Annotated in this window: 19 protein-coding genes; 10 read left to right on the top strand and 9 right to left on the bottom strand. The window is 42.3% G+C overall.

From position 1 onward, the window contains the following. Positions 1-39 precede the first annotated feature (39 nt). A complete protein-coding gene (gene mpl / locus PROVALCAL_RS04830) occupies positions 40-1,419 on the bottom strand; it encodes a UDP-N-acetylmuramate:L-alanyl-gamma-D-glutamyl-meso-diaminopimelate ligase (protein ID WP_039861622.1) in 1,380 nt (459 codons plus the stop codon). Between the two features lie 171 nt (positions 1,420-1,590). On the opposite strand from mpl, the gene fbp reads away from it, so the two are divergent. Both fbp and ppa read left to right on the top strand, forming a co-directional pair. Continuing rightward, entirely contained in the window at positions 1,591-2,598 is a 1,008-nt protein-coding gene (gene fbp / locus PROVALCAL_RS04825; protein WP_006658001.1) for a class 1 fructose-bisphosphatase, read from the top strand. A 137-nt stretch (positions 2,599-2,735) separates the two neighbouring features. After that, entirely contained in the window at positions 2,736-3,266 is a 531-nt protein-coding gene (gene ppa / locus PROVALCAL_RS04820; RefSeq protein WP_006658000.1) for an inorganic diphosphatase, read from the top strand. A gap of 190 nt (positions 3,267-3,456) precedes the next feature. On the opposite strand, the gene PROVALCAL_RS04815 is transcribed toward ppa, so the two are convergent. From PROVALCAL_RS04815 to tamA, 3 genes are read right to left on the bottom strand one after another with little or no spacing between them, the layout of a single operon-like run. Next, positions 3,457-3,804, bottom strand: a complete 348-nt coding sequence (locus PROVALCAL_RS04815; protein ID WP_006657999.1) for a gamma-glutamylcyclotransferase family protein — start codon at positions 3,802-3,804, stop codon at positions 3,457-3,459. Positions 3,805-3,807: 3 nt separating this feature from the next. After that, on the bottom strand, positions 3,808-7,578 hold the full coding sequence (gene tamB, locus PROVALCAL_RS04810) for an autotransporter assembly complex protein TamB (RefSeq protein WP_006657998.1): 3,771 nt from the start codon (positions 7,576-7,578) through the stop codon (positions 3,808-3,810). Next, positions 7,575-9,317 carry an autotransporter assembly complex protein TamA gene (gene tamA, locus PROVALCAL_RS04805; RefSeq protein WP_006657997.1) on the bottom strand — a complete coding sequence of 581 codons (1,743 nt, stop codon included), beginning with the start codon at positions 9,315-9,317 and terminating at the stop codon, positions 7,575-7,577. Before tamA ends, tamB begins: the two co-directional genes overlap by 4 nt. A gap of 133 nt (positions 9,318-9,450) precedes the next feature. Here tamA and msrA point away from each other — a divergent pair, with 133 nt between their 5' ends. Together msrA and paeA are read left to right on the top strand one after the other, a co-directional pair. Beyond that, positions 9,451-10,080 carry a peptide-methionine (S)-S-oxide reductase MsrA gene (gene msrA / locus PROVALCAL_RS04800; protein ID WP_006657996.1) on the top strand — a complete coding sequence of 210 codons (630 nt, stop codon included), beginning with the start codon at positions 9,451-9,453 and terminating at the stop codon, positions 10,078-10,080. 166 nt (positions 10,081-10,246) lie between these two features. Further along, positions 10,247-11,611 carry a polyamine export protein PaeA gene (paeA, locus tag PROVALCAL_RS04795; RefSeq protein WP_006657995.1) on the top strand — a complete coding sequence of 455 codons (1,365 nt, stop codon included), beginning with the start codon at positions 10,247-10,249 and terminating at the stop codon, positions 11,609-11,611. Positions 11,612-11,727: 116 nt separating this feature from the next. Here the strand turns inward: paeA and PROVALCAL_RS04790 are convergent, their stop codons facing one another. Further along, a complete protein-coding gene (locus tag PROVALCAL_RS04790; protein WP_039861619.1) occupies positions 11,728-11,934 on the bottom strand; it encodes a DUF1107 domain-containing protein in 207 nt (68 codons plus the stop codon). 288 nt (positions 11,935-12,222) lie between these two features. On the opposite strand from PROVALCAL_RS04790, the gene PROVALCAL_RS04785 reads away from it, so the two are divergent. Further along, positions 12,223-12,786 carry a YtfJ family protein gene (locus PROVALCAL_RS04785; RefSeq protein WP_006657993.1) on the top strand — a complete coding sequence of 188 codons (564 nt, stop codon included), beginning with the start codon at positions 12,223-12,225 and terminating at the stop codon, positions 12,784-12,786. A 196-nt stretch (positions 12,787-12,982) separates the two neighbouring features. On the opposite strand, the gene qseC is transcribed toward PROVALCAL_RS04785, so the two are convergent. After that, the gene (gene qseC / locus PROVALCAL_RS04780) at positions 12,983-14,335 is read right to left on the bottom strand and encodes a quorum sensing histidine kinase QseC (protein WP_006657992.1); all 1,353 of its coding nucleotides are present in this window, start codon (positions 14,333-14,335) and stop codon (positions 12,983-12,985) included. Beyond that, positions 14,332-14,994, bottom strand: a complete 663-nt coding sequence (gene qseB, locus PROVALCAL_RS04775; RefSeq protein WP_006662398.1) for a quorum sensing response regulator transcription factor QseB — start codon at positions 14,992-14,994, stop codon at positions 14,332-14,334. The genes qseC and qseB overlap by 4 nt, the downstream gene beginning before the upstream one ends. Before the next feature lie 177 nt (positions 14,995-15,171). Between qseB and PROVALCAL_RS04770 the strand changes: the two genes are divergently transcribed. The 4 genes from PROVALCAL_RS04770 (at position 15,172) to mqo (ending at position 18,654) form a co-directional block, all read left to right on the top strand. Then, positions 15,172-15,585: a YgiW/YdeI family stress tolerance OB fold protein gene (locus PROVALCAL_RS04770; protein ID WP_006657990.1), complete on the top strand. Its 414-nt coding sequence runs from the start codon at positions 15,172-15,174 to the stop codon at positions 15,583-15,585. 119 nt (positions 15,586-15,704) lie between these two features. Then, positions 15,705-16,298, top strand: a complete 594-nt coding sequence (locus tag PROVALCAL_RS04765; RefSeq protein WP_006657989.1) for an NUDIX domain-containing protein — start codon at positions 15,705-15,707, stop codon at positions 16,296-16,298. Positions 16,299-16,762: 464 nt separating this feature from the next. Continuing rightward, on the top strand, positions 16,763-17,152 hold the full coding sequence (locus tag PROVALCAL_RS04760) for a cupin domain-containing protein (protein WP_006662395.1): 390 nt from the start codon (positions 16,763-16,765) through the stop codon (positions 17,150-17,152). An 8-nt stretch (positions 17,153-17,160) separates the two neighbouring features. Next, a complete protein-coding gene (gene mqo / locus PROVALCAL_RS04755) occupies positions 17,161-18,654 on the top strand; it encodes a malate dehydrogenase (quinone) (protein ID WP_006657986.1) in 1,494 nt (497 codons plus the stop codon). A gap of 63 nt (positions 18,655-18,717) precedes the next feature. Here mqo and cysQ read toward each other — a convergent pair whose 3' ends face one another. Together cysQ and bamJ are read right to left on the bottom strand one after the other, a co-directional pair. Continuing rightward, positions 18,718-19,452, bottom strand: coding sequence for a 3'(2'),5'-bisphosphate nucleotidase CysQ (cysQ, locus tag PROVALCAL_RS04750; RefSeq protein ID WP_006657985.1), 735 nt, complete (start codon positions 19,450-19,452; stop codon positions 18,718-18,720). A gap of 136 nt (positions 19,453-19,588) precedes the next feature. Next, on the bottom strand, positions 19,589-20,209 hold the full coding sequence (bamJ, locus tag PROVALCAL_RS04745; RefSeq protein ID WP_006662392.1) for a BamJ family beta-barrel-assembly machinery protein: 621 nt from the start codon (positions 20,207-20,209) through the stop codon (positions 19,589-19,591). A 208-nt stretch (positions 20,210-20,417) separates the two neighbouring features. Between bamJ and PROVALCAL_RS04740 the strand changes: the two genes are divergently transcribed. Then, entirely contained in the window at positions 20,418-21,038 is a 621-nt protein-coding gene (locus tag PROVALCAL_RS04740; protein ID WP_006657983.1) for a LysM-like peptidoglycan-binding domain-containing protein, read from the top strand. The last annotated feature ends 111 nt before the right edge of the window (positions 21,039-21,149 follow it).

The following is a 21,149-nucleotide window of genomic DNA, read 5'->3' as shown; positions in this document are numbered from 1 at the left end:
CCCAACAAACTGTTAGGGCTTTTATGTGAAGTTTTGATATTACTCTTCCGGTTTTGCTTCCGCTTTACGCTTCAATCCAGCGAGTAGCTTTTCATGGATCCCACCAAACCCGCCATTACTCATGACTAAAATGTGATCGCCAGGTTGAGCTGTCTCAATCACCATGTTGGCGAGAGCATCAATATCAGCGTGCCAACGCGCTGGCTGCACACAATGCTCCGCAATTTCCGTTACCATCCACGGAATATTGGCGGGTTGGAATAAAAAGACCTCATCCGCACGACCTAAAGCTGGCGCGATATCATTCTTACTGATCCCCATTTTCATGGTATTTGAGCGAGGCTCCAGCACAGCAATAATACGTGAAGTACCACCAACTTTGCTACGTAATGCCTCTAACGTCGCTAAAATTGCCGTTGGATGGTGAGCAAAGTCATCATAAACACTAACCTCATTCTCAACACCGCGTAGCTCAAGACGGCGACGCGCATTAATAAATTTATCCAATGCTAAACAGGCTTCTTTCGCAGGAACCCCAACATGGTGAGCAGCTGCAATTGCCATCAAGCCATTTTGAATATTGTGATTACCCACTTGGGACCAGTTCACTTCACCCACTTTTTCTTGCTGGTAATACACGTCAAACTGGCTACCATCATGATTGAGTTTCACTGCATGCCATTCGCCGTTTTCTCCCACCAGCTCCTGTTCACTCCAGCACCCCATGTTCATGACTTGTTTGAGGTTACTATCATTACTAGGCATAAAGATTTTGCCACTACTAGGTACAATACGAACCAAATGATGGAATTGCTTTTGAATCGCTTCTAGATTTTCAAAAATATCCGCATGGTCAAACTCAAGGTTATTCAAAATCAGAGTTTTAGGGCTGTAATGAACAAACTTGGAACGTTTATCAAAGAATGCACAATCGTACTCATCCGCTTCAATGACAAAGAAAGGACTCTTACCAATTTGGGAAGAAACATCAAAGTTCCCCGGAACACCGCCAATCAGGAAGCCAGGTTCATAGCCACAATCTTGGAGGATCCACGCAAGCATCCCCGCGGTTGTTGTTTTACCGTGAGTACCTGCAACCGCTAATACCCAACGCTCAGGAAGAACATGATCATGGAGCCATTGAGGCCCTGAGGTATAAGGTAAACCGCGCTCTAATACCGCTTCAACACACGGATTTCCACGGGTCATCGCATTCCCAATCACCACCATATCGGGGATTGGCTCTAACTGAGCGGGATCAAATCCTTGAATTAGTTCAATGCCTTGTTTTTCAAGCAATGTACTCATCGGTGGGTAGACGTTTGCATCAGACCCAGTCACTTTGTGCCCTAAAGAACGAGCCAAAATGGCTAAGCTGCCCATAAAGGTTCCGCATATGCCTAAAATATGTATGTGCATTCTTTTCCATCCAATAGCATGAGGTTTGTCACTATTCTACTATTCTACTCATCAATCACCGGTTTATAAATGTATTAGCCTATTAATCTTTTCTTTATTTAGATAAACTCTCCGCCCGAGGGTACAATAAAGACCCGCAAATTTCTGTCAATTTTATTCAGGACCTTCGTCATGAAAACATTAGGCGAATTCATCGTCGAAAAGCAACAAGATTTTCCTCATGCAACAGGTGAGCTGACTGCATTACTGTCAGCGATTAAACTGGGCGCTAAAATTATCCATCGTGATATTAACAAAGCTGGACTCGTTGACATTCTCGGCACTAGTGGTGTGTCGAATGTCCAAGGTGAAGTTCAGATGAAGCTTGACCTGTATGCAAACGAAAAACTGAAAGCGGCTTTGAAAGCGCGCGGAGAAGTTGCCGGTATCGCCTCTGAAGAAGAAGATGAAATCGTCATTTTCGAAGGTGATCGTGCAGAAAACGCGAAATATGTTGTTTTAATGGACCCACTAGATGGTTCTTCGAACATCGATGTAAACGTTTCCGTTGGAACTATCTTCTCTATTTATCACCGTATTACTCCAATTGGTCAACCAGTTACAGAAGCTGACTTCTTACAACCTGGTAACCGCCAAGTTGCTGCGGGCTATGTAGTTTACGGTTCATCAACCATGTTGGTCTACACCACAGGTTTCGGTGTTCATGCTTTCACCTACGACCCATCATTAGGTGTATTCTGTCTGTCTCATGAAAAAGTCATGTTCCCAGCAGAAGGTAAAATGTATTCCATTAACGAAGGTAACTACATCAAGTTCCCTATGGGTGTGAAGAAATACATTAAATATTGCCAAGAGCAAGATGAAGCAACCCACCGCCCATATACCACTCGTTATATCGGCTCTTTAGTGGCAGACTTCCACCGTAACCTGCTCAAAGGTGGTATTTACATTTACCCAAGCACCGCAAGTCACCCTACGGGTAAACTGCGCCTTCTGTACGAATGCAATCCAATTTCATTCTTAGCGGAACAAGCTGGCGGTAAAGCAAGCGATGGTACTAACCGCGTGTTAGACATCGTCCCAACTAAATTGCACCAACGTGTGCCGTTCTTTGTGGGCACGAAAGCCATGGTTGAAAAAGCGGAATCCTTTATGCGTGAGTACCCTGACGCAGAATAATCAACATTCCGTTTGACCTGAAGGCGAGGCTCTCTCGCCTTTTTTGATCGAATTTCTCTCCAACTAGTGAGTTTTACCTCTCTTTGCGGCTATAATGTCCCCCACGTTATTTTAAGCACTCATAAGGATACATTTTAATGGGCCTGAACAATGTACCGGCAGGTAAAGAACTGCCTGAAGATATCTACGTAATTATCGAAATTCCAGCTAACGCTGATCCAATCAAATATGAAGTTGATAAAGAATCTGGCGCATTGTTTGTAGACCGTTTCATGTCTACTGCGATGTTCTATCCATGCAACTATGGTTACATCAACAATACTCTGTCTTTAGATGGTGACCCTGTTGACGTTTTAGTACCAACTCCATACCCATTACAACCAGGTTCAGTTATCCGCTGCCGTCCAGTTGGCGTGCTGAAAATGACTGACGAATCTGGTGAAGATGCAAAATTAGTTGCAGTACCACACACTAAACTGAGCAAAGAATACGACCACATCAAAGATGTGAACGATATTCCTGAGCTGCTGCGTGCACAAATCACTCACTTCTTTGAGCATTACAAAGATTTAGAAAAAGGTAAGTGGGTTAAAGTTGATGGTTGGGAGAATGCGGAAGCTGCTAAAGCCGAAATTATCGCTTCTTTCGAACGCGCTGCAAAAAAATAATTAATCCCTTCCGTGGATAGAAAAAGCACTGGTTTTTGCCAGTGCTTTTTTTTATCTCAATATTTGTCACGCAAGCTGGCTGTATTTCAAAAAAGAGAATTCAATACGATGAGCCACGCTTAGTGCATATGAAAAAACGCCGGTCACTGATACAGTGCCGGCGTTTTTTTTATTACGGATTCACTACGGATTACTCTTCTTCATTGCGCTTTAGCCAATCACCACTTTTGATGCGGGGAAGACCTTCAACTGAATGTTTATAGAGATAAATCCACGCATTACCATAAGGTGTCGGGATTAACTCGCGCTCGTAATCTTGCGAATTTTTCTTTAATTCGTCTAACTCAGTTAAGATAGAGGGATTAATGCGATAAACTTCGCATTCAATCGTGCCATTCCCTCGAACAACCGCTGGATAATATCCGAGGTCATACAGTTCATAGCCTTCTAGCTTATGCTCACCTAGCAGCTGAGCATAAGTCATCCAGTGATGATTCCCTTGCTTACGTCTTAAACTGCCATAAACAATGATACGCATATATTAAAACTCGAATTGGTAAAGCAGGTCTAAAGCCTGATTAACGCCAGAAATTGCTTCTAAATACAGTTTCGGCATGACTCTATAGCGTAAAGTGAGCGTCGCTAGAGAATCAAATATGCCAACTCCATACTTAACTTGCAAGTCGTTCGTAATTTTACCACTCACAACTACTTGCGAGCTATCACCTACGCCTTGCGTATCAACTGCTAAATCTGACACGCCAAATGTTTCACCAATTTTACCCACTAATTGACCACTTTGAGCAACGCCCAACCCAATCAACATTGAAGTCATTTGTGACCCATTCGCATCCCCGCTATCAAGCCCTTCTCCTCTTAACAGATAGGAAAGTGCTTCTTGCTGTGTTTTTGCGGGCTCAGAGAATATCTCAACTTTCGGCTTATCGGCAAGTCCTGTAACTTTGACCCCAGCAATAACATCATCGGCTGTATTATCTGGGTTACGAATTGCTTCTAAGTTTAAGAATGGCTGATCCGCAGGTCCAGAGAACTGAATTTGCCCTTTACGCACAATCAAATCTTGCCCGTAAGCGCGGAAACGCCCAGAAGGAATATCCACTTGGCCGTTTAAGCTTAACCCCTGCTTATTCTGAACAACTTTTAATAAGCCTGTTAGCTGAGCTTTCAAACCGAACGCATCCAGACGAACATCATGACCAATATTAATATTTAAATTCGTTTGGATTGGGATCGAGGGCTGTTTCGGGTTAATTGGCTTTAATTGATCATCTAACATGACGACATCAGAAGAAGCGCTAACTGCTGACTCAGGCAGTTCTTGTACAGTAATTCGTGCCCATGGAATGGTCACACTCCCATTTAATGTTAGCAACTTCGGTGAAGCCTCTAAAATGAGATCAGGTTGCACATCAATTTTGATCATCGGTGGCAGAGAAACACGTAAATTGTTCCCTCTTGCCAATATTTTTGCTCGCCACGCATCGATATTTCGCCAATCGGCATCACCATCAATATTGAGGTAACCTTCTGGGGTCTTAATCTGACCGACCATCACCGAACTGGTGCCATTAAAGTTAATCGCTAGTTGGCTATTTTGAATATCAAACGGAATCAAACCAGATTTAATTTCTAGGCCAGATAACGTGACATTACCGTTCATTAATGGATTATAAGCCGAGCCACCTACGCGTAAATTTGCATTCAAATTCCCATTTGCAATGTCTTTTTCACCCAGCAGTGGTTTGATTAAGCCCAACGTAATGGCATTGATTTCGATATTACCAGAAAGGAGACGCTTTCTTTCTAGGTCAGAAATTTGTACATTTCCTTTGAATTGCCCATTGTTAGCAATCTTCAATAACCAATTCAGATCCGCTCTACCATTTTTAAGACCAGCATTTAATGTCAGCGTATCAAACTCAATAGGTAAACGCGCACCATCAACAAACTGCACGACTTTGACGCCATCACCATTCAGGTCGACTTTCACCTGTGGCAGGCTACCATCTGCTTTCCAAACTGCGTTCGCTCGCCCAGTAAATACGCCTGTAGCCCGTGTATCACTAGGCATGAAAGGTTTGATCATCGCAAGATCAAAACGCTCTAATACAATATCTGCGCTACCGCTTTTACCGGCCTTAACCGGCTTAGGTACACACAAGCGCGCATTTGGATTTACCCAGCAATGGCTACCAATCAACACTTCTTGCGTGGTGTTGTTGTAGTTCAAGGACATTGCTTGATTAAGACGCCATTCTCCAACTTCAGTATCAAACAAAGTGTTACTTAAATTACCTTTCCAAACCTCAGTCTGGCGATCGAAGCTACCCGCGAGAGCAAGCTGCCCTGAAACCGGTTTTCCCGTTACATTCAATTTTAAGGTGTGCTGTTTTTCGCTACCTTTGGCATCGAGTGTCAGATTGCTAATCGCAAGATCCCCTTGATGCAATCCACGAACTATTACAGACAAGTCACCCTTAATTTGGTCTCCTGTTGCGACATTACCTTTAATCGTTGTGGTCTCCACGGTGAGATCTTGCCATCTCACATTGCGAGCCGTTAAATCTGCAAGTGCTTGTGGCGCCTGTAAATCACCGCGAAGTTTCAGATCCCCAATGATTACACCGCCTAATCCAGGTAGCAAACCATTGAGTGCTGGCGCATTTATCTTGGCATCGAGATTCCATTTATCCGCCAAGGAGCCTTTTACATTCACGCTGTTTTTACCCAGCATGAGGTTAAAATCTGGAATATCCCATTGCCCAGCCGCATTCCCTTTCGCGTTACCTCGAGCCTTTAAAATATGCGATTTAACATGACCATCTAAAGTAATTTCAGGAATTTCTAGTTGCCAACTTCCGCCATACATACTGCCTCTCGTGGCAACTTTTCCTTCAACTTTTGCAGGCCATTCTGGATATTGTTTTGCTGTATTGATACCCGATAACGTCAGTACCATATTCCAGCTGATGGCTTTACTCCAATCAGCAACACCAGAAAGGTCGGCATTACCTTGCAATGCGGATAAGCGCAGGCGTGTTAAATCAATTTTCTCTTCATTACCTTTTGCATCTAACAACAGTTTCGATGGTGGTAAATCTTTGCCTGTAATGGCTGAACGTAAAGAGAGATCATAACTGGAAGGACGACCATTCAAACGTAGGCGGGTATCATCAAGCTTATATTGGCTTTCCCCCACCAGCGGCCACGTTAATTTTTTACTTTCTAAGGTCAACTCAATTGGAAAATCAGCTTGTGCTAAATCAGTTTGAGCTTCTAATGTTGCGGTAATTGGACCATTTAGATTCAATGCCAGCATCAGCTCATCCATCAGCCCACCTTTAAGCGTTAAATCGACTTTTTGCCCATTTAAATCTTCAAAGCGGCTTTCACCAATCACAGACAATGCGACAGGCCATTTTTCTTGCAGTGAAATGGATCCTGAAACGGCAACATCCCCTTGAGGTGCATTTACTTTCAGCTGTTTCAATAAAACATTTTGCCCTGTGTTTTCTAACTGCAAATTCAGGCTGTTAATCGTAATGTCCGTATCGCCTTTCAACTGGAAATTAGAGGCATGGATCCCCTCAACGTTCAAATCAACAGGCAGGATAATTTCAGGAAGATCCGCTAATAACGGTTTAGAGAATAATGCCTTAAGCTGATCACCAAGTGATTGCTGCTCACCTTCAGGTACGACAGGTTCAGCAGGTTTGACTTCAGCAGCTGGTTCACTCGGAGGCAGGCTTATTGCTAAATTAATAATATCGGTCGGGGTGATTTCAATGGCTCTTTTTTGCCATGTAATCCCTGTCGCGAACTTGTCGAGGTCAATAATGGTACCATCTACATTAACATGGGTATCAACCAGTGCCAGTTGCATAAGACGAATCGTCAAAGGTGCGTTTAGCTCAGTTAAAGGCTCTGATGGTGGAGTCTCTTCCGAGGGAGGAAACTGGCTGGTATCTACATTGACCATCACACTTTCTGTTGATAAATCATCGATACAAACTTCACGGCTGGTCAGGCATTTCAAACGTAATGCTAGGTGGATCTTTTTCGCATCCACATCCACACCTGGCATCTGGTATTTTACACCTGAGAGCGTTAAATCATTAATATCACCCTCAATCGAACCGATAGTGAGCTCAGGCACAAAACGCGTGGCTGAATTCAATGCAAAATGCAAACCTGACTTTGTTCCTAATACCCAATATAGAGCGCTAACGACCAGAACTAACAATAATAAAAGGGTGATTGCAATCCATTTTAGCCACTTCATCCATTTCATAGTTCTGTCCCCAATCCGATGTAAAACTGAATTTTATTATTATCTGGATCGCCAATAGGCTTAGCTAAATCCAATTTAATCGGTCCAACTGGAGATACCCAACGGATACCAACACCTGCACCCGTTTTAAAATCACTGTTTTTAAAATCATCAACCGCTTCACCACTATCGATAAACGTGGCTCCCCACCAATTTCCGGTGAAGTTATATTGATATTCAACGGAACCGACGGCTAGCTTGGATGCCCCGGTTAACTTGCCACTGCTATCTTCTGGAGAAATCTTTTGATAGCCATAACCGCGAACACTACCGTCACCCCCTGCGAAGAAACGTAAGTCAGGTGGGACTTTGTCAAAGTTATTAGTTTCAATCCAACCCACATTACCGCGCACGATAAATCGATGCCCTTCCCAAGGCGTTCGAATCCACACATTTTTGGCTTGTAAAACGAGGAAGTCGATATCCGACCCCCAGATTTTATTCGAATAATCAATAGAATAACGTTGACTATCACCCCACGTTGGCATCACGCCGCCTTTCTGGCGAATTCGGCTCACGTTTGCGCCCGGATACAGCAACATGGTCGTATTGGTGACATCGGCTTGAGTAAAGTTACTGAGCATCCAGCGCATATTCACGCCATATTGCCATCCGCTTGAATAATCCCAGTTACGCGAAACGTTCAATGTCGTGGTGTTGGCTTGCGTATCATTTAAATCTGTACGTTTAAAGCCCCCTTGAACCGCATAATACTGTTCCAGAGGATTCGCTTTGAGTGGGATTTTATAGCTGGCATCAATAACTTGTTCTGGCTGTGACAGGCTAATATTCGATGTTAGGCTTTGCCCGCGAGAGTTAATCCACGGCTTATTCCATGTTGCTTTGACACGAGGACCAACATCCGTCGCATAGCCACCACCGAGCTCTATGAAGTTTTGAGCTCTAGGACTCATGATGCCTTCCATTGGTAATAAATCCGTGTGTTCCTCACGCGCTTTTTGAATATTCGGGGTCACTAGTGCAGAGCTAAACCATCCCGTAGAAGCCAACCGTTGGTTATACTCCGCAAGCTGTTCAGAAGTGTAATATTCCCCTTCTTTAAAAGGAGACAGATTTTTGAGGTAATCCTCGCGGATTTGAGAGCCTTCAAAGGTTAATTTACCAAAGCGATAGCGCTCACCACTGTTAAAATCAAAATCCCAATACGCGGCGTGATGATCAACAGAAATGCCTAGCTGACTTTTTTCCATCATGGCATCGAAATACCCTTTACGGATAGCTAAGCTGCTAAATTTACCTTTGAAGTCTTCATACTCACCATCATTTTGGATGATGCCATATTTAGGTGTATTTTTTTTAATCATACTGGCGTAATCAGGATCTGTTTTCGCCCCACCTTCGAGTACTACATTAACCCCTTGAAGAAGAATGGGTTCACCTGGCAACACCTTAGCGGTTAATATTGAACGAGCCGGTGGCGTTTTTTCTTCATAACTAAATTCCACCGTAGGATCATAATAACCCAGCGGTTTTAACCCTTCACGAATCGCTTTTTCTACTCGAGCACGAAAACGCCCATTTGCAACCACTTCATCTTGTGAAATATTAGAAAGTTGAATACGGACATTCTGATTGAGTTGCCCTTCAAGCCCTTCAATATTAAGGCGTAGGTTCGCAGCAAATGCTGCGGGTACCGCCGTTGTTAGGCATACTGCACAAAGGGTAAGATATTTCGACACGCCTGTTCCTAGGGTGATAGACAATTTGACTTATTACTCAGCAACGACTTATTTTGAGTAAAATAAGCCACTGATACAAGTTTTTATCCCAATTTTTACTTTATTTCTATACTGAGTGTATTTAGGAATCGTTATGACTTTTAATCAATTTCAGCCCGATAATGAATTTCAGGCACTGCCTGGTCGTCACACATCAATGGAAGTGTCACCTTATCATGCGGTGACCCATCATTCGATTGAGATTATTCCTAAGAATATGGAAATTGCTTATTTTGCAATGGGTTGCTTCTGGGGCGTAGAGCGATTATTTTGGCAACAAACGGGAATTTTCTCCACATCCGCAGGTTATAGTGGCGGCGTAACTCTGAACCCAACCTATGAAGAGGTGTGTACTGGACTAACAGGGCATACTGAAGTCGTACGGGTGGTTTTTGATCCGCAAATAATCAGTTTTGCACAATTGCTCGCACTATTCTGGGAAAACCACGATCCGGCACAAGGTATGCGCCAAGGTAATGATATTGGCACGCAATATCGTTCTGCTATTTATACAGTGTCAGATGAACAGTACCAACAAGCGGTACAAACTCGTGATGCGTATCAACACGCTATGGCTGAAAAGCAGGACCATCGCCCAATCACAACAGAAATTCGTCCACTTGATACATTCTATTTTGCGGAGGATTACCACCAGCAATATCTGTATAAAAATCCAAATGGTTATTGTGGGCTGGGAGGAATTGGCGTCTGCTTACCTGCCTAAATAATTTTATAATGACGAATATATAGCCAGATAAAATAGGCTAGTGCTATACTTAGCGCGATACCCACCGCGCTAAGGCGCTAATTAATATTGAAATGGAATACCCTTACATTGCCTTTAGGATTTCAATAAGTGACGATTCACTACCTAAAGGGTTGGATAATTTATGCTAAACAGTTTACTGATCGTTCTTTTACTATGTGCAATTAGCGCATTTTTTTCGCTGTCTGAAATTTCATTGGCAGCCTCTCGCCGCATTAAATTAAAATTAATGGCAGATGAAGGTAACGTTAACGCAGCTCGCGTTCTCAAACTCCAAGAAATGCCGGGCATGTTTTTTACCGTAGTGCAAATTGGTTTAAACGCCGTCGCAATTTTAGCCGGTATTGTTGGTGAGTCCGCATTCTCTCCTGCGCTGCAAGAGCTATTTATCAAATTCTTATCCCCTGTATGGGCACAGCAAGCTGCATCTATTCTGTCATTTACCATCGTTACCAGCTTATTTATTTTAGTCGCTGACTTAACACCAAAACGCATTGGCATGGTGAAGCCAGAAGCAATTGCGATACGTATTGTTAACCCAATGCGTTTCTGCCTAGTCGTTTTAAGCCCACTCGTGTGGTTCTTTAACGGCTTAGCTAACTTAATTTTCAAACTGTTTAAATTACCGATAGCACGTAACGAAGACATTACCTCTGATGATATCTTTGCTGTTGTAGAGGCTGGTGCCGTCGCTGGGGTTTTACGTAAGCAAGAACACGAGCTGATCGAAAACGTATTTGAGCTTGAGTCACGTACTGTGCCTTCCGCGATGACCCCGCGAGAAAGTATTATTTTCTTTGATAAAGATGAATCAGAAGAGAGCATCAAGCATAAAATTTCCACACAGCCACACTCGAAGTTTTTAGTTTGTGCTGGGGATATTGACCATGTGATTGGTTATGTAGATTCCAAAGAGCTACTTAACCGTGTACTGAATGGTCAAAGCCTGAGTTTACGTGAAGGCGTGCATATCCAAACCACATTAATGATTCCGGATACCTTATCACTGTCTGATACCTTAGAAGCCTTTAAAACCAGTGGCGTTGATTTTGCCGTCATTTTGAATGAATACGCCTTAGTGATGGGGATTATCACCATCAATGACGTGATGATCACCCTGATGGGCGACTTAATTGGTCCAGGTCAAGAAGAGCAAATTATTACCCGTGATGAAAACTCATGGTTAGTTGACGGAGGTACGCCGATTGAGGACGTGCAACGTATCTTGGATATCGACGAATTCCCAGATTTCAGCAACTATGAAACCATCGCTGGCTTTATGATGTATCGCTTAAGAAAAATGCCGAAGCGGACGGATTTTGTAAAATACGCAGGCTACAAATTTGAAGTGGTCGATATTGATAACTACAAGATTGACCAACTGCTAGTAACACGTATTACAAATACGCCATCAGCAGTTGTGATTCAGCCGGGGACTGAAAACAATAAAACGGCTAACGATACATCACACTCATCAGATAAACACTAGTCGCCAAGCCGTTTTTGTTACTTCTACTTTAGAACGAACACGCCACTGAATGTGGCGTTGTTATTCTACAGTGCTTGAAAATTATTAGCCGAACACTTAACTAGCTAATCTCTTTTCTAGCCCAACTCAGCTCGTAATAGCACCACTTGCTTGTTCACTTCATTCATTACATTGTAATGGTTTTTATCGCTCACTTTGGGTGGTAAAATTTTTCCATTATTGAATTCGAAAGCTCCAAAATCCTTAATGTAGAGCCTACCTCTGAATAATGTTTTCACATAAAGAGCAATTTTCGATGGGTTATAATGCTTAAAAATTTTCATTAGAACGAATCTCCATGTTGTTCTGACGATATCCCACTGCATACCGTTCAGTAATCATAGACTAGAAAATTTTTTTTGGTTCTAGAATTGCAATTTTATTCAAAATGCTGACATAACATGACATTGTCAATACTCTGTTAAATCCACCCAAAACCTCCTTTTTATGCTGAATTTTATCAGTTTGTTAATTTTTGCCTTACCACTCATCCGATGAGCTATGCTATAACTAGCAACACCTGAAATCCCCACCCTACACAACAACGACAATGATTTCTAAAGGTACTTTTTATGATCAAAAAACTGTTCTTATTAGCCTGCTTACTCGGTTTATCTTCAACAGGATTTGCCATTAACATTCAATTAAACCAACCCGTCCCTGCCGTGACCGTTACCGATAAAGGTGAGCTCCTGTTAGATAACGCAGGTAAGTTCGATTATCAGCCATGGAAGAGCCAACAACTTGCGGGCAAAGTCCGCACTATCCAACATATCGCTGGGCGCTCATCAGCCAAGGAGCTCAATGCCCCACTTATTGAAGCTATTAAGCAAGCTAAGTTCCCTCATGATAAATACCAAACCACCAGCATTATCAATACTGATGATGCCATGTTCGGTACAGGTGTTTTTGTCAAAAACAGCGTAGAAGACAGTAAAAAAGAGTTTCCTTACTCCCAATTCATAATAGACAGCGATGGCGTAGTGAAGAATGCATGGAGCCTTGCACCAGAAAGTTCTGCCATTATTATTCTCAACAAACAAGGTAATGTTTTATTTTATAAAGATGGCGCGCTCACTCCACAAGAAATTAATAAAGCGATTAGCGTGATTGTCGCAGAATTAAGAAAACAATAAGTGAACCGATAAGGTTTTGTGTATCATAGGCATGCGATATTTTTCTGTGCGCAAAAATGAGCCTGCGCACAGAAATTTCGTTTATCATGATCAAATTTCAGTGGATATTACCGCAAAATCACATCCCAATAAGATGTAAAAATAGTCGATTATTCCGCGGCAATTCTATGCAGCATTACGCATAAAACAAACAAAATTATTCATTCCAATGAATAGTTACACAGAATCCACCTTCAGTAACATTATTAAATGTCACATTAAGATGGTGCAGCTGAGCCACACGTTTAACAATTGATAAGCCTAAACCACTACCTGTTTTTTCTTGTCCCGGCGGTCGATAAAAACGTTCACCTAAACGAGCCAGCACTTCAGAAGATACCCCAGCACCATTATCTTTTACTTCTAAATAATGGCGATATAAGTTGATCTCCACCTTACCCGATGGCTTACCATAACGAATGGCATTATGAAGCAGATTTCTTAGCAATACGGACAGTAAAAGCGCTTGCCCCTTAAAAGGTGGCGGTGTTTCGACAATCGATACATCCAAAGTCACCTGATTTTGCTGCGCTTCCCGCTCACTCTCTTTTACCGCTTGCTCAATTAAGTCTGACCAGCTCACCTCCCCCACATCGTCCAACTGGTTAGACGATTCTAGGCGAGATAACGTCAATAGTTGATCGACCAGTCGAGTTGCTCGATCAATACCTTCCGAGAGATTCGCGACCGCATGCTGACGAATAGCCTCATCGCTTCCTGCAATTTGTACCACTTCCGTTTGTACTTTCAATGCAGCAAGCGGGCTACGTAACTCATGGGCAGCATCAGAGGTAAACTGCCGCTCACGCACAAACATTTGGTTTATTTTGGAAAATAATCCATTAAGGGAATCCAAGATTGGCTTAGCCTCACTGGGAATCGTCGGTACCATGACAGGGCTCAGCTCATCCGGCTTTCTTTGTCGTAACTGTTTTGCTACATCCCGCAGCGGTTTTAATGCTCGAGTGAGCAACCACAAAAAGACTATCAACATAATAGGTAATGCCACCAGCCACGGAATTAACTGGGAAAGCATAATACTGTTAGCCATACTTTGGCGATATTCCCATTCTTGCCCAACTGCAATAATATATTGATTATCTATAGATTTTAGCCAAACAAAACGCCACTCATCATCACTACCTTTCAGTGTGCCTTCACTGAATCCTTCACGAGTAAATTGGAACTCAATTTTGCGTCCATTATCTCCATCATTCAGGACCATCTCACCACTTGGTGTAAAAATCGCAAATGCCAGCGCGTCATCATCTTGGCTACCTCGATTTTTTCGTAATAATCGCTTAGTTTTACTCAACGATGCTTGGGGTAAATCGATATCCGTTGGTAGCACTGACAAGCGTTTTGCAAATACCATTTGTTGAGTATCAAATAATTCGTTAATGGTTTTATAGGTTTGATACCACGCAAGAGAGCTCGCAATTCCCCATGTCATGACGGCAAGGAGCAATAACATTAACGTCAATTTGAGTCTTAAACTGAATGTTTTCATTCTTCATCACCCAGTCGATAGCCAATACCATGAACTGTTTGAATAAATTTGCTGCCTAATTTACGCCGTAAATGGTGAATATGTACCTCAACTGAGTTGCTAGATACTTCCTCATCCCAGTTATATAACTTTTCTTCTATTGCACTACGGGACAGTACCTTTTTCGGGTTATGTAGAAACAGAGACAATAATGCCAGTTCTTTACCCTTTAACTGTACGGGTTTTCCTTGATAAGTCACGGTCATCGCTAAAGGGTCCATCTCCACATCGCCATGCACCAAGGTTGGAGAGAGCTGCCCACTGCGCCGACGAATCAGTGCTTGTAAACGAGCAGCAACCTCTGCCAATGCAAAAGGCTTACACAGATAATCATCTGCTCCCTGTTGTAGTCCATTCACCCGTTGTTCAAGCGCATCGCGAGCCGTTAAAATCAATACAGGTTCATCGCGCCCTTGCTTACGCCAAAATTTCAAAATATCCATACCATCGATATGAGGAAGAGAGAGATCCAGTACTACGGCATCATAAGGGGCATCAAACAAAGCTTGCTGACCTTGTTTACCATCCATAAACCAATCGAGGGTAAATCCCAATTGGGTTAAACCCACCTTTAATCCATCGCCAATAAGTCGATCATCTTCTATTAATAAAATACGCATAGTTAACCTCCACATCGAATATTGTTATATTTATCTTATTCAATTCACGATGACCAGTGGTGATTGCCCAAATTAAAAATATATTTAATTAATTTGAGTTCTTAAGATTCTGTTAAGATTTACTTGGTTAAATACATCCCATAGACCAAATTTCTGGTTACTCATGGAGAAACAAAAATGAAAAAATTACCTTTAATCACCTTAATCGCTGCACTTGCTACTGCCCCTGTTTTCGCTGCTACTGGTGGTTTTTCAGGTCCTGGTGAAATTGCCAACACCACCAACACCGACACCATGAAAACCCAAGATGGCGGATTTAATGGTCCTAATGCAAGTGAAACTACCGTCGCTAAAGCGCTTGAATTATCAGACAATAGCTGGGTTATTTTACGCGGAAACCTCGTCAAACAACTGGATAAAAAACATTACGAATTTACCGATGGCACTGGTACCATTACCGTCGAAATTAGCCAAAAACGCTTCAATGGTGTGAATGTAACACCGAAGGATAAAATCGAAATTCGTGGTGAAGTTGATAAAGATTGGAACTCAAAAGAAATTGATGTGAAACAGCTGCAAATCATTAAATAATTTACCCCCACAAAAAGCCAGCAAATAAACCTTGCTGGCTTTTTGCTATTTGATGCCTATTTCCCCTCTCTGTTTATAGTGCTAGATTATCTTTACCTTGTCTCTGCTTGCACTTATTTATGAAACAACCTCACGTTAGGAATATCAGCGAAAAATTACTGTCAGATAACTGGTATATACTTAAAAAATATACCTATGAACTACAGCGACACGATGGCACTTGGCAGAAGCAAGAGCGTGAAGTGTATGATCGTGGTGATGGCGCCGTGATCTTGCTATATAACAAAGCCAAAAATAGCATTATTCTGATCCGCCAATTCCGTATGCCGATGTACGTTTCCGGATATAAACAATTACTTATTGAAGCCGCAGCGGGATTACTGGAAGGGTCATCTCCAGAAGCCAGAATTATTGCTGAAGCAGAAGAAGAAACTGGCTATAAAATCGATAATCTCGAAAAAGTATTTGAAGCTTTTATGAGTCCCGGTTCAGTCACTGAAAAACTGCATTTTTATATTGCACAATACAGCGATAAAGATCGCCAAAGTGAAGGCGGTGGGCTGGCTGATGAAGGTGAGGATATTGAAGTCATGGAATGGTCATTTCCTGATGCACTTGCTGCCATCAAACATGGGGAGATCATGGATGGTAAAACTATCATGCTTATTCAACATCTTGCTTTAAGCGGAATTCTAAACCTAAAAAGTAATTAATCCGTAAAGGGTAAAAATATCCTTTTTACCCTGACTATTTTAGAGAGCACTATATAAACATCACTAAATGACTTCTTTACCCTTTATTTTTCTATTTTATTCATTTATTTTTTATACATTACAATTTATTACACTCTCCATTGTTGAGCATCACAACATGATAATAAAAAGAATAAAATAGAGTTTATTTAATCAAAAAAGTATTATCTTTTATCGCGTTGATTTTAATCAAAAATATATCAAACCAACTCATCCAAAAACAATCATCAAAAAAAAAATCAAAATAGTGTTTTTTCAATAACACTCTTCAACTTAAAAATATTAACTTTGACCTTATCATTAAAAAACTTTAGATTTGAAGACATCATATTTTCTAAATTTAACTATTTTTTCTCGTTAAGGTAAAAATCGAAACACTGAACATTATCTTAGTTATTACGCAATATTATTAGGAGCTAAATAAGATGATCCGTTGTATTCGTATGTGGACAGGTGAAGATGGTAATTCTCTATTTGAAGAAGGCACTGTTGAGCTTAATGGTGTCGCTCGTGGAGATGACCAAAGCCCTGTCATTGCCGTCAATGAGCTCACGTTTCGTGAAACAGTTTCGGGCGGCTCTTGGGACTGGCACAAAGACCCCGTTCCTCGTTATGTCATCACACTCACGGGCACATTAGAGTTCGAAACTAAAGATGGCTCAACATTTATTATTAAGCCAGGCGATATCTTGCTGGCTCAAGACAATACTGGAACAGGGCATAAATGGCGTCTGATTGGTGATGAACCTTGGAGACGCGCCTATGTGGTGTATCAAGAAGGCACCGATTTGTGTTTCACTCCCAATAAAAAATAGGTATTTCCATGACAAAACCCATTGCAGAAAATGTTGATATCGCGCTAATTGGCGCTGGGATCATGAGTGCAACACTCGGTACGTTTCTTAAAGAGTTGGAGCCTAATCTCACTCTTGCTGTATTCGAAAGACTGAATGACTGTGCGCAAGAAAGCTCTCATCCATGGAACAACGCAGGTACAGGTCATGCTGCAAACTGTGAAATGAACTATACGCCACCAAATCCTGACGGAACGGTTGATATCAGCAAAGCCCTTGAAGTAAATACCGAATTTGACCTGTCTCGCCAGCTGTGGTCCTACTTAGTCACCAAAGGAAAAATTAAAAATCCACGGGACTTTATCCACCCATGCCCGCACATGAGCTTTGTGTCTGGTGCAGACAACATTAAATTCCTACAGCAACGCTTCCGCCAGATGTCTGCCCATCACTGCTACCAAAATATGGAATACAGCGATGATCTAAAACAGATTGATGAGTGGGCGCCATTAGTCGTCGAAGGTCGTGATCCTAATGACAAAATTGCAGTCACTCGCGTTATCACAGGGGCAGATGTCGATTACGGCGCCTTAACCCATTTACTGATGGCACAATTGAGTGAACAGAGCGGTTTCTCTCTCCACTATAAACATGAAGTTATTGATGTAAAACAGACTCCTGATGGGCGCTGGAACGTAGAAGTGAAGAACCTTGTCACTCACGAAAAAACCATCACGTCCGCTAAATTCGTGTTTGTCGGTGCAGGTGGACGAGCTATTGAACTACTGCAAAAATCAGGCATTCCTGAAGGTAAAGGTTACGGCGGATTCCCTGTTAGCGGGATTTGGTTGCGTTGTGACGATGAAAAAATTGCCGCTCGCCACCACGCGAAAGTGTACGGTAAAGCAGACAAAGGCTCGCCACCGATGTCGGTTCCTCACTTAGATACCCGTATTATTGGTGGAAAGCGCTCACTACTGTTCGGACCTTATGCCGGTTTCTCTAGCAAGTTCTTAAAGCACGGCTCTTACTTAGATCTTTTCGATTCCATTCGACTGGACAATATCGAGCCAATGCTGGCTATCGCTAAAGACGATTGGTCACTTGCTGAATATTTAGTGGGACAAGTGTTGCAAACCTCTGCACACCAATTTGCTATGCTGCAAAAATTCTACCCTGATGCTCAACATGAAGATTGGAAAGAAGTGGTTGCAGGTCAGCGCGTACAGATCATTAAGCCAGATCCTGTGAAAAAAGGCGTATTGGAGTTCGGTACTGAGCTGATTACGAGTGCAGATAAATCGTTCACCGTATTAATGGGCGCATCACCTGGCGCATCAACCGCTGCCTTTATCGCCCTCAATGTCTTGAAAACTTGCTTCGCGGATCAGCTCTCCGCAGATGGCTGGGAAGCACGCCTGAAGAACATCATTCCAACTTATGGTATTGATTTAAAACAGGATGCTAAGGCATGCTTAGATATCCGAGCAGCAACCGCTAAAGTGCTACAGTTAGATAACTAAGTATCAAGTTTGTTCCATTAAGTCGGGTAGATTACACTGCCCGACTTTTTATTATCGGGTTATTTATCGGCATTCAAAACCTGGGTTTAGGAATGATTCCCTCGGCGAATAATCCAGCATATTCCCCTGCCAATCCACCACGCTCGCCCCAGCTCCTAATGCCACTGCATGTCCTGCGGCTGTATCCCAGATATTAGTCGGTCCAAAACGTGGATATAACTGAGCGCGACCTTCAGCGACTAAACAAAATTTCAGTGATGAACCAATCTCGACCGTACGGTGCTCCGGCAATTGAGATAAGTATGCTATCAATTGAGGATCTTGATGAGAACGACTGATAACAACCACTGGGGGGATCGTGGGTTTAACGTGAATACGCTGTACTTGTCCATTCTCTTCCTTCCACGCTTGTTCCCCTTCGGCGTAATACATCAGCCCTTTTGCCGGAGCAAAAACAACCCCCATGACAGGAATACCTTTTTCGATCAAAGCAATATTGACCGTGAAATCGCCATTACGATTAATAAACTCTTTTGTTCCATCAAGAGGGTCAATAAGCCAATAACGTTGCCAGTGGCGACGTACCGACCATTCAGGTGGATCCTCTTCAGAAAGCTGGGGAATATCCGGAGTCAAACGCAAAAGCCCCGCGTTGATAATTTGGTGAGCGGCAATATCCGCAGCCGTTACGGGAGAATCATCTTGCTTATGTTCAACTTGCAATGGTGCATGACCATTGTAGATATTCATGATGGCATCACCCGCTTCTCGGGCAAGGTTACATAGCTGCTGACGCATTTTATTTCCCCTTATGACATGACGTTATCAAGAGTAACAAGGGCTGAATACTTACGCTAATAAAAAAGCCTCATTAGCTATGCCAAAATAGCAAACTAATGAGGCTATTATTCTTTTCTGTAAGTCGGTCAGAAAATTATAAAATTTCCAGTAACTCAACTTCAAAAACGAGGGTGCTGAACGGAGGAATAGATGCACCAGCACCACGCTCACCGTAAGCTAATTCATGAGGAATGTATAATTCCCATTTAGATCCTACAGGCATCAGAGTCAGTGCTTCAATCCAACCAGGGATTACACCGCTCACTGGGAACTCTGCAGGTTGACCACGTTGTACGGAACTATCAAATACAGTACCGTCAATTAAACGACCAGTATAATGCACGCGAACACGATCAGAACGTGTAGGAATTGCACCTTCACCTTGGTTGATCACAGAAAATTGCAGACCAGATTCAGTGGTTGATACGCCATCTTTCTTTTGATTTTCATCTAAGAATTTTTGACCTTCTACTGCCAGCTCTTTTTGGCGCTCTTGGCGAACCGCGTCTGCACGCTCGTGCATCTCACGCAATGCTTTGTGCAGTGCTTCGACTGGCACTGAAGGCATATTACCTTCTAAAGAATCAGTCAGACCTGCTAAAATTGCGTCTGGAACTAAACCTTCCAGTCCTGATTCTAATAACTGCTGTCCAATTTGTAGACCAATGCCGTAGCTCGCTTGAGCTTCTACTGAATCAAAGTTTTGGTTTGCCATGAAAATACCCATTTCATTTTTTGAGAAAAACCAAGGATAACAGCCCATCTCTTATGGGTAAACCTAAACCCGATAACAGAAGAATAAAACTGCATAAATTATTCAGTGTTCTCCTAAATTAACCTTTAACTTGTTAAGTTACTCATAAATAGTGCTAGTATGCGTTAAAACGTCTGTGATTTATTATTCCTCAAATATAGGAGGGGTCATGCTGAGACTATCCACTTTTCATCGTTATGGGATTGCAATTTTAGCGCTCATTATTATCGCTGCCATTTTTTGGCCAGCTAGCGATAAGTCTAATACAGTGCAAAACAAGGATGACAACATACCAAACCAGCCTATTGTGATTCCTCCAGCTTCACAGTCTAATCCAATACCTGATACGGTTCTGTCACAACCAGAGCAATCGACAGCCACCTCTACCAATAATTCGCCATCACTGCCCAGTGAACCTGAAATTATTCAAGAACAGCCAGAAACAGCTCAATCTACACAACAAGCCCCGACAACTACACCGCCAGCAACACAGCCTTCACAACCAACAGCAACTCGACCTTCTGCCAATGAATGGCAAAATTATCGCGTACAAAAAGGAAAAACCTTAGCTCAGCTATTTCGTGATAATAATTTGCAGGCAAATGATGCGTTCATCATGGCAAAAGTTGAAGGTGCAGAGAAACCCCTTAGTAACTTACAACAAGGGCAAAAAGTTCGTTTAAAAGCGAATACAAAAGGTGAAGTTCAGCAGTTGGAGATCACCGCCGCCAATGGTCAAACGTACAGTTTTACGCGCTTAAGCGATGGAAGCTACTACCGAACACCTTAATTTATCTTTTAACGTCGGGAATTTTATACAATACCCCGACTTTTCTTTTATTTTCAGAATAAAAATTCAATGGAGACGTTATTTGATGACGTCTCTCACCATAAACTACGT

Origin of the sequence: Providencia alcalifaciens DSM 30120, assembly GCF_000173415.1 — a bacterium.
GTDB classification, from domain to species: Bacteria; Pseudomonadota; Gammaproteobacteria; order Enterobacterales; family Enterobacteriaceae; genus Providencia; species Providencia alcalifaciens.
The sequence above is the reverse complement of the archived record's forward strand: the minus strand, read 5'-3'. Positions and strand labels throughout refer to the sequence as shown.